Below are 14,383 nucleotides of genomic sequence, written 5' to 3'. Positions count from 1 at the left end.
ATGGCCAACGGCTTCTCCGTCTCCGGGTACGGGCCCCAGCGCTCCACCATGTCGCGGCTCATGGCCCGCGACTCGCTGGCCCGCCGGCTCGACTGGCCGATACTGCTCTCGGCGATCACGCTGTCGATGATCGGCGCCGCGCTCGTCTTCTCGGCGACCCGCAACCGCACCGAGCTCAACCAGGGCGACCCGTACTACTTCCTCTTCCGGCACCTGCTCAACACCGGCATCGGGTTCGCGCTGATGATCGGCACGATCTGGCTCGGCCACCGCACCCTGCGCACCGCCGTCCCGATCCTCTACGGCATCTCCGTCTTCCTGGTGCTGCTCGTCCTCACCCCGCTCGGCGCGACGGTGAACGGCGCGCACGCCTGGATCATCATCGGCGGCGGCTTCTCGCTGCAGCCCTCCGAGTTCGTGAAGATCACGATCATCCTCGGGATGGCGATGCTGCTCGCGGCGCGCGTCGACGCCGGTGACCGGGAGCACCCCGACCACCGGACCGTCGTGCAGGCCCTCGGGCTCGCCGCCGTCCCGATGATGATCGTCATGCTGATGCCGGACCTCGGGTCCGTCATGGTCATGGTGATGATCGTGCTCGGCGTGCTGCTCTCCTCCGGGGCGTCCAACCGCTGGGTGCTCGGGCTGATCGGCGTCGGTGCGGCCGGGGCCGTCGCCATCTGGAAGCTCGGGGTCCTCGACGACTACCAGATCGCCCGGTTCGCGGCGTTCGCCAATCCGGCGCTCGACCCGGCCGGCGTCGGCTACAACACGAACCAGGCGCGGATCGCGATCGGCTCCGGCGGGCTGACCGGGTCCGGGCTCTTCCACGGCTCGCAGACCACCGGGCAGTTCGTGCCCGAGCAGCAGACGGACTTCGTGTTCACCGTCGCCGGTGAGGAGCTCGGGTTCCTCGGGGCGGGCGCGATCGTGCTGCTCCTCGGTGTCCTGCTGTGGCGGGCCTGTCGCATCGCCCGCGAGACGACCGAGCTGTACGGCACGATCGTCGCCGCCGGCATCATCGCCTGGTTCGCCTTCCAGGCCTTCGAGAACATCGGTATGACGCTCGGCATCATGCCGGTGGCGGGCCTCCCGCTCCCGTTCGTCTCCTACGGAGGCTCGTCGATGTTCGCGGTCTGGGTGGCGGTGGGCCTGCTCCAGTCGATTCGGGTCCAGCGCCCCATGTCGGCGTAGCCCTCCGGGGGTTCGGCCGCTCTGGGGTGCCCGGGGCGTTCTGGGTCGCCGTAGGGGCCGGGGCATCGTCGCCGGGTGCCGCGCCGTCGTGGTTGCTCGCGCAGTTCCCCGCGCCCCTGAAGGCACACTTCGTGCGCCCCAGGGGCATGCCGGTCGCGCCCCGCGCCCCTGACCGCGTCTCTCGCCTCCGGCTCGGCTACAGCGCCGCCGGCTGCCGCGCCGTCGTGGTTGCTCGCGCAGTTCCCCGCGCCCCTGGAAGGCACACTCCGTGCGCCCCAGGGGCCTGCCGCTCGCGCCCCGCGACGGAGTCGCTGATCGGGTACAGCCTCGCGCCGCTGAAGGCACACTTCGTGCGGCCCAGGGGCTTGCTGGTCGCGCCCCGCGACGGAGGCGCTGATCGGGTGTGGCGCCGCGCCCCCCGGCGTGGCCTTTCCGGGGGGAGTCGGGGCGACTAAGTTCGGGTTATGGCGGAGACGAAGCGTGAGGTCGAGCTGAAGTACGACGCCCCGGGTGAGTCCTTCCGGCTGCCTGATCTGCGCAAGGTGGCGGGAGTGGAGGGTGTTGCGGAAAAGGGCGTCGTGGAGCTTGACGCCGTGTACTACGACACCGCCGACCAGCGCCTCGCCGCCGACCACATCACGCTGCGCCGCCGCACCGGAGGCAAGGACGCGGGCTGGCATCTCAAACTGCCCGTGTCCCTGAGCGAGGGCATCCGCGACGAGGTGCGGGCCCCGCTGACCGACGGCCCCGTACCCCGCCCCCTCGCCGGCCTCGTCCGCTCCCGCGTCCGCGACGACGCCCTCGTCCCCGTGATCAGGCTCCGTTCGACTCGTGAGGTGACTGAGCTGGCCGGCGCGGACGGCGCCCCGCTCGCCGAGGTCAGCGTCGACGCCGTCCGCGCCGAGCGGCCCGGCGGCGAACACCCCGTCACCTGGACCGAGATCGAGGTCGAGCTGGCGGAGGACGGCGACCCGGAGCTGCTCGCCAAGGTCGGCAAGCGGCTGCGCAAGGCAGGGCTGCACCGCTCCGCCGCCCCCTCCAAACTGGCCCGCGCCCTCACCGAGACCGGCGCGGCACGCGAACCGGCCCCGGAGCCGAAGGCCCCGGGCAAGAAGGCCGGCGCCCACGTACTGGCCCGCGTCCGCGCCCAGCGCGACGCCCTCGTCGACCTCGACCCGGCCGTCCGCCGCGACCTGCCCGACTCCGTGCACCAGATGCGGGTCGCCACCCGACGGCTGCGCAGCGCCTTCAGGACGTACCGGAAGGTCCTCGACCCGGACGTCACCGGGCCGCTCGGCGAGGAGCTGAAGTGGCTCGCCGCCGAGCTCGGCATCGACCGGGACCGCGAGGTGCTGACCGAACGGATCACCGGCCGCATCGACGCCCTGCCCCGCCCCCTGCTGCTCGGCCCGGTCCGCGGCCGGCTCCGCACCTGGGCCACGGCCCGCCGCCACGGCTCGCGCCGGCACACCGTCGCCGTACTCGACAGCAAGCGGTACCTCGCTCTTCTCGACGGGCTCGACGCCCTGCTCGCCGATCCGCCGCTGCGCGCGAAGCAGGCAGCCCGCCCCGCCGCCGAGCTGCTCGCCGATGCCGCGCTGCGCGACCACGCCAGACTCGCGTCCCGCGTCGAACACGCCCTCGCCCTCGACCCCGGCCCCGAGCGCGACCTCGCGATGCACGAGGCCCGCAAGGCCGCCAAGCGCGCCCGGTACGCGGGGGAGACGGCCGTGCCCGCGCTCGGCAAGGAGGCCAGGCGCTTCGCCCGCCGGATGAAGGACGTCCAGACGCTGCTCGGCGACCACCAGGACAGCGTCGTCGCCCGCGAGGCCCTGCGCGACCTCGCCGCGCAGGCGCACGCGGCGGGCGAGAGCGCGTTCACCTGGGGCCTGCTGTACGGGCAGGAGCAGGCGTCGGCGGCACGGCGGGAGGCCGAGCTGCCGGGGGTGTGGCGCAGGGCGGCGGAGGTCCGGCTTTCGGCGGGTTAGGCTTGAGGGTCTCCCTTGTCAGCTCACGAAGGTCCACGGTTATGCCTGCCGAAGCCGCCGCCGCGGCGCCCCAAGCCGTCGAGTCTGTGTTCCCGCAGCTCGAGGCGCTGCTCCCGCATGTGCAGAAGCCGATCCAGTACGTCGGCGGAGAGCTCAACTCCACGGTCAAGCCGTGGGAGTCCTCCGACGTCCGCTGGGCGCTGATGTACCCCGACGCCTACGAGGTCGGTCTGCCCAACCAGGGCGTCATGATCCTCTACGAGGTGCTGAACGAGCGCGAGGGCGTCCTCGCCGAGCGCACGTACAGCGTGTGGCCGGACCTCGAGGCCCTGATGCGCGAGCACGGCGTGCCGCAGTTCACAGTCGACTCGCACCGCCCGGTGAAGGCCTTCGACGTCTTCGGCCTCAGCTTCTCCACCGAGCTGGGCTACACGAACATGCTGACGGCCCTGGACCTCGCGGGCATCCCGCTGCGGTCCGCGGACCGTACGCTCGAGGACCCGATCGTCCTCGCGGGCGGCCACGCGGCGTTCAACCCGGAGCCGATCGCGGACTTCATCGACGCCGCGATCATCGGCGACGGCGAGCAGGCCGTGCTCGACATGACGGAGATCATCCGCGCGTGGAAGGCCGAGGGCCGGCCCGGCGGCCGCGAGGAGGTCCTCTTCCGCCTCGCGAAGACGGGGAACGTGTACATCCCCGCGTTCTACGACGTCGAGTACCTGCCCGACGGCCGCATCGGCCGCGTCGTGCCGAACAAGTCGGGCGTCCCGTGGCGCGTGTCCAAGCACACGGTCATGGACCTCGACGAGTGGCCGTACCCGAAGCAGCCCCTCGTGCCGCTCGCCGAGACGGTGCACGAGCGGATGTCCGTCGAGATCTTCCGCGGCTGCACCCGCGGCTGCCGTTTCTGCCAGGCCGGCATGATCACGCGCCCCGTGCGGGAGCGAAGCATCACCGGCATCGGCGACATGGTCGAGAAGGGTCTCAAGGCGACCGGCTTCGAAGAGGTCGGCCTGCTGTCGCTGTCCTCCGCGGACCACACCGAGATCGGCGAGATCGCCAAGGGCCTCGCCGACCGGTACGAGGAAGACAAGATCGGCCTGTCGCTCCCGTCGACCCGCGTCGACGCGTTCAACGTCGACCTGGCCAACGAGCTGACCCGCAACGGCCGCCGCTCGGGCCTCACCTTCGCCCCCGAGGGCGGCAGTGAGCGCATGCGCAAGGTCATCAACAAGATGGTCAGCGAAGAGGACCTCATCCGTACGGTCTCGACCGCGTACGGCAACGGCTGGCGGCAGGTGAAGCTGTACTTCATGTGCGGCCTGCCGACCGAGACGGACGAGGACGTCCTGCAGATCGCCGACATGGCGATGAACGTGATCCAGAAGGGCCGCGAGGTCTCCGGGTCCAACGACATCCGCTGCACCGTCTCCATCGGCGGCTTCGTGCCCAAGCCGCACACCCCGTTCCAGTGGGCCCCGCAGCTCTCCGCCGCGGAGACCGACGCCCGCCTGGAGAAGCTCCGCGACAAGATCCGCGGCGACAAGAAGTACGGCCGCTCCATCGGCTTCCGCTACCACGACGGCAAGCCCGGCATCGTCGAGGGCCTGCTCTCCCGCGGCGACCGCCGCATCGGCGACGTCATCCGCGCCGTCTACGAGGACGGCGGCCGCTTCGACGGCTGGCGCGAGCACTTCTCGTACGACCGCTGGATGCAGAGCGCCGACAAGGAGCTCGCCAAGTACGGCATCGACGTCGACTGGTACACGACGCGCGAGCGCACGTACGAGGAGGTCCTGCCCTGGGACCACCTGGACTCCGGTCTCGACAAGGACTGGCTCTGGGAGGACTGGCAGGACTCGCTCGACGAGACCGAGGTCGAGGACTGCCGCTGGACCCCGTGCTTCGACTGCGGCGTCTGCCCGGCGATGGACACGAACATCCAGATCGGCCCGACCGGCAAGAAGCTGCTCCCGCTCACCGTCGTGAAGTAGATGAAGTAGATGAAGTAGATGAGGTAGGCGAAGTCGCCGCGCCCACCCGCGTGTTGGAGCCCCCTTCCGGTCCGGAAGGGGGCTCCCGCATATCCCGGGGTCGCATGCCGGGCGGGCCGGCCGCCGGATAAATTGGTGGGATGAGTCGTCGCTCCGCCGGATTCGTCAACACCTGGGCCGAAGTGCAGCGCCAGCGCCAGCGGCAGTACGAGGCCGAGCAGCGCCGGCTCCGGGAACAGGACCGGCAGGCGCGCGCCCATCAGCGGCACGCCGCCCAGGAGTACAAGCAGTACCGCCAGGCGGAGGCCGCGCGGCGCACGGCAGAGCTCGACGCCCACGTGGCCGCCCTCCAGGGACTGCTCGCCGACGGCTGCGGCGCCCCCGCCTTCTCGGCGTCCGCCCTGCTGCGCTCCGCGGAGATCACGCCCTTCGACCCCGGCCCGCTCGCCCACCCCGTACCGCTGCCCGCCCCGCACCAGTTCCAGCCGCAGGGCGGCTGGACCGCGGCCCGGCGGGCACAGGCGCAGGCCGAGGCCCAGGCCCGCTACGAGCACGCCTGGCACGCGGCGCAGGCCGCCGAGGCCCAGCGGCAGCAGCGACTGGCCGCCGCCCAGCAGGAGCACACGCGCGCGGCCGAGGCCCACCTGACGGAGGTGCGCCGGCACAACGCGGCGATCACCGAGGCCGTCGAAGGCGTCCGGCAGGGCGACCCCGAGTCCGTCGTCGAGTACTTCTCCGCCGCCCTCTACGCGTCGACTGCCTGGCCCGAGGGATTCCCCCGCCAGATCACGGCCGCCTACGACGCCGCGGCACGGCAGCTGGTGCTCGACTGGGAGCTGCCCGGGTACGAGGTCGTGCCCGAGGCCAAGGCGGTGCGCTACGTGCCGGCCCAGGACCAGGACAAGGAGACCGCCCGCCCCGTCACCCAGCGGCGCGCCCTGTACCGGGAGGTCCTGGCGCAGAGCGTGCTGCTCGTCCTGCGTCAGCTCTACGCGGCGGACGAGTACGGGGTCCTCGACTCGGTCGCGCTCAACGGCTTCGTGGACGCGCCGGACCCCGCGACCGGCCGCCACGGACAGATCTTCCTGGCCACCGTCATGGCCCGGCGGGAGGACTTCGCCGAGCTGCGCCTCGCGCGGGTCGACCCCGTCAGCTGCCTGACGGACGCGCTGCGCGGGCAGCTCACGGCCCGGCCCGACCAGCTCACCCCGATACGTCCGGCGCGCCGGCCCCACGACGTCGGGAACCAGGTGGTCACGCACGGCGGCGCCGGCGAGGAGCCGGACCTGTACGCCATGGACCCGATCGCCTTCGAGGACCTCGTCGCCGAGCTGTTCCGCGCCATGGGCATGCAGGCGGTGACCACACAGCGCTCGAACGACGGCGGCGTCGACGTCGACGCCCTGGACCCGGCCCCGATCCGCGGCGGCACGATCGTCGTCCAGGTCAAGCGCTACCGCAACACCGTGCCGCCCACCGCGGTCCGCGACCTGTACGGCACCGTCCAGGACGCCGGCGCCAACAAGGGCGTCCTGGTGACCACTTCGGGCTTCGGCCCCGGCTCGCACACCTTCGTGCGCGGCAAGCCGCTGGAGCTGATCTCCGGCCCCGAGCTCGTCGACCTGCTGCACCGGCACGGGCTGCGCGGCCGCCTCGGCGACGCCGCCGGCCGGACGGCTCCGCCCGCGCCCGCGCCCCCGTCCCCGCCCGCCGACACCGGGGACCACAACGTGCTGGGCATGACCTGGTCCGGCACGGTCGCCCTGGACGTCTGCGCCCTGGTCTGCCGGGGCGACCGCGTCCTGAGCGAGGACCACTTCGTCTTCTTCAACAACGCCCGCACGCCCGACGGTTCGGTCCGCGCCCTGCCGCCCACCGGCCCGGACCGCGCCGCCCTGCGGGTCGCCTTCGACGCGCTCCCGGCCGAGGCCGACCGGCTGGTGCTCGTGGCGGCCGTCGACCCGGAGACCGACCCCGACGCCGACCTCGCCGGATTCACCGACGCCCGCATCCGCCTCCTCGACCCGTCCCGCACCGAACTGGGCACCCTCGAGGTCTCCGACGGCCGCGCGGGCGAGACGGCCCTGGTCCTCGGCTCCTTCCGGCGCCGCCCCACGGGCGACTGGGACTTCGTGCTCGGCGGCAAGGGCTACCCCGGCGGCCTGGAACAGCTCGTCCAGGACTACGGCATCGAGGTGGAGTGACGCCCGAGCCCGTACGGAACGAGAAGGGGCGCCCGGCGCACAGGCACCGGGCGCCCCTTCTTCCGTACCGCCTACGTGTCTTCCGTACCGACTACTTACCGCCTACTTGCTGACGGCGAAGCGCATCAGGGCGTGCTCGTCACCCTGCTTGATCTTGCCGGTCGTGTTGATGACCTCGAGCTTCCAGTTGGCGCCGACGCGGATCGCCTTGGCCACCGCGCAGCCGTTGTCGGACGTCAGCAGGCTCGGCCAGATGTCGGCGACCTGCTGGGTGCTGCCGCCCGTCGCGTCGTACACCTTGAAGCTGATGTTGCGCGCCTTGTTGAAGGCGCTGCCCTTCTTGTAGGCCGCCGCCACGAACACGATCGACGTGATCTGCTGCGGGACCCGAGAGAACTCGACGGTGACCGTCTCGTCGTCGCCCTCGCCCCGGCCCGTCTGGTTGTCGCCGCTGTGCACCAGCGAGCCGTTGCCCATCGGGTCGAGCGAGTCGAGGCCCGCGAGGCGCACCGGGTCGTTGCCCGACATCGCTATGGCGATGAGGTCCAGGTCCGTGCCCTGCTTGCGGCGCAGGGCGCCGAGGACCCCGCCGCTGCTCCCCGAAGTGGGGTCCCAGGACACCCCGATGGACAGGTGGGTCACACCGTCCAGGTCCGCCGGGCCGTCTTCCTTCGTGAGCGTGATCATGCGGGTTCCCCTCCGACTGTCTGGATCTCTACTGCGCAAAGTGTGCCTATACGAGACGGTTCCCGTCCACGCGCCCCGAGCCGACACGCTCGATCCGGTGGACCTTTCGTGCATCCGTTCCGTGTGTGACGGCGTCTCAACAGGCATGGATCGCATGGACATGGAGAAGCGGCGCGGCGAGCCCGAGGGCTGCCTCGTCGCCGCGATCCGGCTGCCCGTGCGCATCGTGGCGCTCGTCGTCGTGGTGCCGGTGCGGCTGGTCTGGGACGCGCTCGTGGTGAGTGGCCGGTTCCTGTACGAGAAGGCGCTCGTGCCGCTGGGGCGGGGCCTCGGCCTGCTGCTCCGGGCCGTCTTCGTGTGGCCGCTCGTGATGCTGGGCCGCGCCCTCGCCTGGCTGTGCCGGGTGCTGATCGCGATCCCGGCGCAGTGGCTGTACGCCCATGTCCTGACCCCGCTCGGCCACGGCCTGACCTGGCTGTGCCGGACGCTGATCGCGGCGCCCGCGATGTGGCTGTACTCACAGGTGCTGGTGCCGCTGGGGCGCGCGGTGCTGACGGGGCTGCGATGGCTGGGGCTCGCGCTGTTCGTGTGGCCCTGGGTGGCCCTGTGGCGGTACGTGCTCGCACCCCTCGGACACGCCCTCGCTTGGCTGGGCCGCATGCTGATCGTGATCCCGCTGACCTGGCTGTGGCAGTACGTCCTCGCCCCGGTCGGACGGGCGCTCGCCTGGGCCGCGGCCGGACTCGGGCGCGGCCTCGCCACCCTGCTGCGCTGGGTGTTCGTGGTGCCGCTCGTCGCCCTGTGGCGGTACGTCCTCGCCCCCGTCGGCCGCGCCCTGCTGATCGTCGGCCGGGAGATCGCCGACGCCCTCGCCATCGCCTGGCGGATCGCCGGCCGCGTCTCGCGCGCCGTCGGCCGGTTCCTGGGCCGCCTGCTGCGCCGGACCTTCGTCGAGCCCGTCCGCTGGACGTACCGCACCGTGCTCACCCCGCTCGGACACGCCGTGCGGGATCACGTGTGGCGGCCGGTCGCACGGATCGGCCGCGAGGTGCGGGCCAGTGTCCGGCAGGCCCGGGCCGAGGTGCGGCGCGCGCTGTTCGGCGCGCCGAAGCGTCCCGAGCACGCCGCGGAACCCCTGGTCGGGGACCGGCGGGAACCTCACAGCGCGCAGGCACGTACTCTTGGTAGTAGTACGACCCCTCTCACGAAGACCGATATTCACTAAGGACAGGGACACTGGGCAAGCGACAGCCCGTAGGCCCGCCGCCCGCACCCGCGGTGCAGCGCATCCGACTGCGCTACACCAAGCGCGGCCGCCTCCGGTTCACCAGCCACCGTGACTTCCAGCGCGCCTTCGAGCGTGCGCTGCGCCGTGCCGAGGTGCCCATGGCGTACTCGGCGGGGTTCACGCCGCACCCCAAGGTGTCGTACGCCAATGCCGCACCCACCGGCACGGGCAGTGAGGCCGAGTACCTGGAGATCGCGCTCACCGCGCAGCGCGACCCCGAGAAGCTTCGCGAGCTGCTCGACGAGTCGATGCCCGTGGGCCTCGACATCATCGACGCCGTCGAGGCCCGCACCTCCGGCCTCGCCGACCGGCTCACCGCCTCCGTGTGGGAGCTGCGGCTCGACGGAGTGAGCGTCGAGGAGGCCGCGCGGGCCGCCGAGGCGTTCCGCGCCGCCGAGACCGTCGAGGTCCAGCGGCGTACGAAGAGCGGCATCCGGACGTTCGACTCCCGGTCCGCCGTCGTGAGCCTGGACGCCGTCGCCGCATCCGATGATCCGGTTGATAGGCCCACCGACAAGGCCTGTGCGATACTGCGCCTGGTTGTTCGGCACGTGACGCCTGCCGTTCGACCCGACGACGTCCTGTCCGGTCTCCGCGCCGTGGCCGACCTGGCGCCGCCGGTCCCCGCAGCGGTGACCAGGCTGGCGCAGGGGCCTTTCGATGCAGAGACCGGCACGGTGACCGACCCGCTCGCGCCCGACCGCGAGGCAGACCAGGCCGCCCCACACACAGGGGCCGCAGGTTCTGCCGCCGCGACGGCGCCTGCCGTGGAAGGTTCCGCGTAAGGCGGTCGTCGTAGCGCCGCCCTCGTACTCGGGAGCCACCTGGGTCGGGCAGCGCACCCACCCAAGGACTTTCGCCAGGCCGGTACGTACATGGCGTACCGGAACCGGCGAGAACAGACAGAGAGCCCCCGTGCGGCGCCCGCGCCCCGGACCGGCGGCACCGCGATCGACACGGTCGCGTGAGCCGCGGACGTCACCGGTCATGGATCAGGCGCGGCGCCCGGGGGCCTGACGGGAGATCCACCCGCATGCCCGAGCCGACCGAACCCACCACCCCTGCCGCGGACAGCCCCAGCGACACCCTGCCCCCGCGCCGCCGGCGCCGGGCCGCGTCGCGTCCCGCCGGACCGCCGCAGGCCGCAGTCGCTGTCGAGCCCGAGCTCGACACCACCGAGGAGACCGTCGACGAGGCCGAGGAGGCCGCCGCCGAGACCCCGGTCGCCGAGACCCCCGAGCCGGCCCGCTCGCGTCGCCGCGCCACCCGCCGTGCCTCCGCGCCCGCCGGTGCGCCGGCCGCCGAGCCGGTCGCCGAAGAGGCCCCCGCGCCCGCCGCCGAGCCGGTCGCCGCCGAGCCCGTCGCCGAGGAGGCCGCCCCGCGCCGCCGCCGTCGCGCCACCCGTACGGCGTCCGCGCCCGAGGCCGTCCAGGCCGCCGAGTCGGCCGAGGCCCCCGCGCCCGCCGCCGAGCCCGCCGCCGCCGAGCCGGTCGCCGAGGAGGCCGCCCCGCGTCGTCGCCGCCGTGCGACCCGCGCCGTCGCCGCCCCGGAGGCCGCCGAGGCCGCGCAGGTCACCGAGAGCGCCCCCGCCGAGGCCGTCGCCGCGCCCGAGCCGGTCGAGACGCCCGCCGAGGAGCCCGCCGCGCCGCGTCGCCGTCGCCGCGCCACCCGCGCCGTCGCCGCCCCCGAGGCCCCCGCGCAGACCGAGGCCGCCCCGGCCGCCGAGCCTGTCGCCGCCCCGGAGCAGGCCGAGGCCGCCGAGGAGCCCGCCGCCGAGGACGCGGCCCCGCGCCGCGGCCGCCGCCGCGCCACCCGTACGGCGTCCGCCCCCGAGGCCGTCCAGGCCGCCGAGCCGGCCGAGGCCCCCGCGCCCGCCGCCGAGCCCGTCGCCGCCGAGCCCGCGGAGGAGACCGGCCCGCGCCGCGGCCGCCGCCGTGCCACCCGCAAGGCCGCCGGCGGTTTCGCCGAGCCCCGCGGCACGAAGCAGGACCGCGCCAAGGGCGACTCCGAGGGCGGCCGCCCGAAGCGTCCGTCCGTCGCCGTGTTCCAGGCGCCGGTCTTCACCGAGCCGATGTTCCAGACGCCCGAGCGCGCCGCCGCCGCGGCCGCCGCCGAGGCCGCCGAGGTGCCCGAGCCCGAGGCCCAGCCCGAGGTCGTGGCCGAGGTCGAGACCGCGCAGCCCGTCGCCGTCGAGGAGGAGCAGACGCCGCGTCGCCGCCGTCGCCGCCGCGGTGAGAGCGAGCAGCCGGCCGCCGAGCGCCGCCGGTCCGCCGTCGAGGCCGAGCCCGCCGCCGACACCGAGGCCGAGGCCGAGGTGGAGGAGCCGGAGGAGCAGGCCGACGAGCACGACGACCAGGACGAGCGGCCCACCCGCCGTCGCCGTCGCGGGGGCCGTCGCCGTCGCCGTGGCGAGTCCGCCGACTCCGACTCCGAGGCCTCCGCCGACGAGGAGGACGAGGACGAGGACGCCGAGGAGCAGGACACCGAGGACCACGAGGACGCGGCCGACGAGCAGGACGGCTCCGGCTCCAGCAGCAGCCGTCGCCGTCGTCGCCGTCGCCGTCGCGCCGGTGACGCCGCCACGGACGCCGAGGCGGGCACCGACGACCCCGAGCGCACCGTCGTCAAGGTCCGTGAGCCCCGCAAGAAGGACGACAAGCCCGTCTCCGTCGACGAGGTGCAGTCCATCAAGGGCTCCACGCGCCTGGAGGCCAAGAAGCAGCGCCGCCGCGAAGGCCGCGAGCAGGGCCGCCGCCGCGTCCCGATCATCACCGAGGCCGAGTTCCTGGCCCGCCGCGAGGCCGTCGAGCGCGTGATGGTCGTCCGCCAGAACGGCGAGCGCACCCAGATCGGCGTGCTCGAGGACGACATCCTCGTCGAGCACTACGTCAACAAGGAGCAGTCGACCTCGTACGTCGGCAACGTGTACCTGGGCAAGGTCCAGAACGTGCTGCCGTCCATGGAGGCCGCCTTCATCGACATCGGCAAGGGCCGCAACGCGGTGCTGTACGCCGGTGAGGTCAACTTCGAGGCGCTCGGCCTGGCCAACGGCCCGCGCCGCATCGAGACCGCCCTCAAGTCCGGCCAGTCCGTCCTGGTCCAGGTCACCAAGGACCCGATCGGCCACAAGGGCGCCCGCCTGACCAGCCAGGTCTCGCTGCCCGGCCGCTACCTGGTCTACGTGCCCGAGGGCTCGATGACCGGCATCAGCCGCAAGCTGCCCGACACCGAGCGCGCGCGCCTGAAGACCATCCTCAAGAAGATCGTCCCCGAGGACGCGGGCGTCATCGTGCGCACCGCCGCCGAGGGCGCGAGCGAGGACGAGCTGCGCCGCGACGTCGAGCGTCTGCAGGCCCAGTGGGAGGACATCCAGAAGAAGTCCCAGCAGATCTCGACCTCGTCGCCGAGCCTGCTGTACGGCGAGCCGGACATGACCGTCCGTGTCGTGCGCGACATCTTCAACGAGGACTTCTCCAAGGTCATCGTCAGCGGTGACGAGGCCTGGGAGACCATCCACGGCTACGTCAACCACGTGGCGCCCGACCTGTCCGACCGTCTGTCGAGGTGGACCTCCGAGGTCGACGTCTTCGCGACGTACCGGATCGACGAGCAGCTCGCCAAGGCGCTCGACCGCAAGGTGTGGCTGCCCTCCGGCGGCTCCCTGGTGATCGACAAGACCGAGGCGATGATCGTCGTCGACGTCAACACCGGTAAGTTCACCGGCCAGGGCGGCAACCTCGAAGAGACCGTGACCAGGAACAACCTGGAGGCGGCCGAGGAGATCGTGCGCCAGCTGCGGCTGCGCGACCTGGGCGGCATCGTCGTCATCGACTTCATCGACATGGTCCTGGAGTCCAACCGCGACCTCGTCCTGCGGCGTCTGCTCGAGTGCCTCGGCCGGGACCGTACGAAGCACCAGGTCGCCGAGGTCACCTCGCTCGGCCTGGTCCAGATGACCCGTAAGCGTGTCGGTCAGGGCCTCCTGGAGTCCTTCTCCGAGACCTGCGTGCACTGCAACGGCCGCGGTGTGATCGTGCACATGGAGCAGCCGACCTCCGTCGGTGGTGGCGGTGGCGGCAAGCGCAAGAAGCGCGGTCGCGGCGCGGGTGCCGGTGAGCACACGCACGAGCACGAGGCGGCGCAGACCGAGGCCGCGGAGGGCGTCGAGACGGAGGCCGAGGTCGCCGCCGAGGTCGCCGAGCCGCTGGCGCTGGCCGAGCCCGAGTTCCGGCCCGACGAGGAGCTGTACTCCAGCCCCGCCGAGGCGGAGGCCGCGGCCGGCCGTGGCCGTTCGCGCCGTCGCGCCACGCGCCGTGCGGCGGCCCCGGCCGGTGCGCCCGCCGCTCCGGCTCCGGAGCCGGTCGTCGAGCGGGCCGAGCCGGTCGCGCCCGTCGCCGAGCCCGAGCCCGTCGTCGAGCCCGAGCCGGCCGAGGCGGCGCCCGCGCCGCGTGCCCGTCGCCGGGCCGTGCGCAAGGCCAGCGCCCCCGCCGGTTCGCCGAAGGCGTCCGCCGAGGAGGCCGCCGCGGTGACCGTCACGGAGCCGGTCAAGGCCGTCAAGGAGCCGGAGCCCGTCGTGGCCGAGGAGCCCGTGGCCGCGCCGGAGCCGGCCGAGGCCGCCGCCCCGGCCCGTCCGCGCCGCCGCGCCGTCCGCAAGGCCACCGCGCCCACCGCGCCCGAGGAGACGGCCGTCACGGTCGTCCCCGTGGCCGCGGAGGAGCCGGCCGCCGCGCAGGAGGCCGAGGAGGCGCCCGCCGCCAAGAAGACGGCCCGTAAGACGGCCAAGAAGGCGACGGCGAAGAAGGCCGCGACGGCGACGAAGAAGACCGCGGCCAAGAAGACGGCCGCCAAGAAGACGACGGCGAAGAAGGCCGCCGCCACGAAGAAGACCGCGACCAAGAAGACGGCCGCGAAGAAGACGGCTGTGGCCGTCGCCGACGAGTCGTAAGGCTCGGCCCGGTTCAGGCGCCCCCGTACAGCTCGGCTGTGCGGGGGCGTTCCGGGTTTTCCCGCGCCCCGGGGGCCGGC

The 14,383-nt window shown here is 73.3% G+C and carries 8 protein-coding genes; 7 read left to right on the top strand and 1 reads right to left on the bottom strand.

Annotated elements, in window-relative coordinates; all coding sequences use genetic code 11:
* The 4 genes from rodA to ACIBTU_RS13305 all read left to right on the top strand — a co-directional run bounded on the left by rodA (nt 1) and on the right by ACIBTU_RS13305 (nt 7,383).
* Nucleotides 1-1,194 carry a rod shape-determining protein RodA gene (gene rodA / locus ACIBTU_RS13320; protein ID WP_399126171.1) on the top strand — a complete coding sequence of 398 codons (1,194 nt, stop codon included), beginning with the start codon at nt 1-3 and terminating at the stop codon, nt 1,192-1,194.
* A 464-nt stretch (nt 1,195-1,658) separates the two neighbouring features.
* Nucleotides 1,659-3,182, top strand: coding sequence for a CHAD domain-containing protein (locus ACIBTU_RS13315; RefSeq protein WP_399126170.1), 1,524 nt, complete (start codon nt 1,659-1,661; stop codon nt 3,180-3,182).
* Nucleotides 3,183-3,223: 41 nt separating this feature from the next.
* Nucleotides 3,224-5,179 (top strand): TIGR03960 family B12-binding radical SAM protein, encoded by a 1,956-nt coding sequence (locus ACIBTU_RS13310; protein ID WP_399126169.1) that lies wholly within the window; start codon nt 3,224-3,226, stop codon nt 5,177-5,179.
* Between the two features lie 140 nt (nt 5,180-5,319).
* Nucleotides 5,320-7,383 (top strand): restriction endonuclease, encoded by a 2,064-nt coding sequence (locus ACIBTU_RS13305; protein ID WP_399126168.1) that lies wholly within the window; start codon nt 5,320-5,322, stop codon nt 7,381-7,383.
* Between the two features lie 102 nt (nt 7,384-7,485).
* Here the strand turns inward: ACIBTU_RS13305 and ACIBTU_RS13300 are convergent, their stop codons facing one another.
* Nucleotides 7,486-8,070 carry a TerD family protein gene (locus tag ACIBTU_RS13300; protein WP_399126167.1) on the bottom strand — a complete coding sequence of 195 codons (585 nt, stop codon included), beginning with the start codon at nt 8,068-8,070 and terminating at the stop codon, nt 7,486-7,488.
* A gap of 145 nt (nt 8,071-8,215) precedes the next feature.
* Between ACIBTU_RS13300 and ACIBTU_RS13295 the strand changes: the two genes are divergently transcribed.
* From ACIBTU_RS13295 to ACIBTU_RS13285, 3 genes are all read left to right on the top strand, one after another.
* Complete coding sequence (locus ACIBTU_RS13295) at nt 8,216-9,295, top strand: hypothetical protein (protein ID WP_399126166.1); 1,080 nt, start codon at nt 8,216-8,218, stop codon at nt 9,293-9,295.
* 53 nt (nt 9,296-9,348) lie between these two features.
* Nucleotides 9,349-10,143: a TIGR03936 family radical SAM-associated protein gene (locus ACIBTU_RS13290; RefSeq protein ID WP_399126165.1), complete on the top strand. Its 795-nt coding sequence runs from the start codon at nt 9,349-9,351 to the stop codon at nt 10,141-10,143.
* A 248-nt stretch (nt 10,144-10,391) separates the two neighbouring features.
* Nucleotides 10,392-14,303, top strand: a complete 3,912-nt coding sequence (locus ACIBTU_RS13285) for a ribonuclease E/G (RefSeq protein WP_399126164.1) — start codon at nt 10,392-10,394, stop codon at nt 14,301-14,303.
* Nucleotides 14,304-14,383: the final 80 nt, after the last annotated feature.

Source organism: Streptomyces sp. NPDC050145 (assembly GCF_044460245.1).
In the GTDB taxonomy this organism is placed as follows: domain Bacteria; phylum Actinomycetota; class Actinomycetes; order Streptomycetales; family Streptomycetaceae; genus Streptomyces.
The sequence above is the reverse complement of the archived record's forward strand: the minus strand, read 5'-3'. Positions and strand labels throughout refer to the sequence as shown.

Coding starts and splice junctions, on each gene's coding strand:
- ACIBTU_RS13310 (WP_399126169.1), top strand. CDS start 3,224: ATGCCTGCCGAAGCCGCCGCCGCGGCGCCCCAAGCCGTCGAGTCTGTG.
- ACIBTU_RS13300 (WP_399126167.1), bottom strand. CDS start 8,070: ATGATCACGCTCACGAAGGAAGACGGCCCGGCGGACCTGGACGGTGTG.
- rodA (WP_399126171.1), top strand. CDS start 1: ATGGCCAACGGCTTCTCCGTCTCCGGGTACGGGCCCCAGCGCTCCACC.
- ACIBTU_RS13285 (WP_399126164.1), top strand. CDS start 10,392: ATGCCCGAGCCGACCGAACCCACCACCCCTGCCGCGGACAGCCCCAGC.
- ACIBTU_RS13315 (WP_399126170.1), top strand. CDS start 1,659: ATGGCGGAGACGAAGCGTGAGGTCGAGCTGAAGTACGACGCCCCGGGT.
- ACIBTU_RS13305 (WP_399126168.1), top strand. CDS start 5,320: ATGAGTCGTCGCTCCGCCGGATTCGTCAACACCTGGGCCGAAGTGCAG.
- ACIBTU_RS13295 (WP_399126166.1), top strand. CDS start 8,216: ATGGATCGCATGGACATGGAGAAGCGGCGCGGCGAGCCCGAGGGCTGC.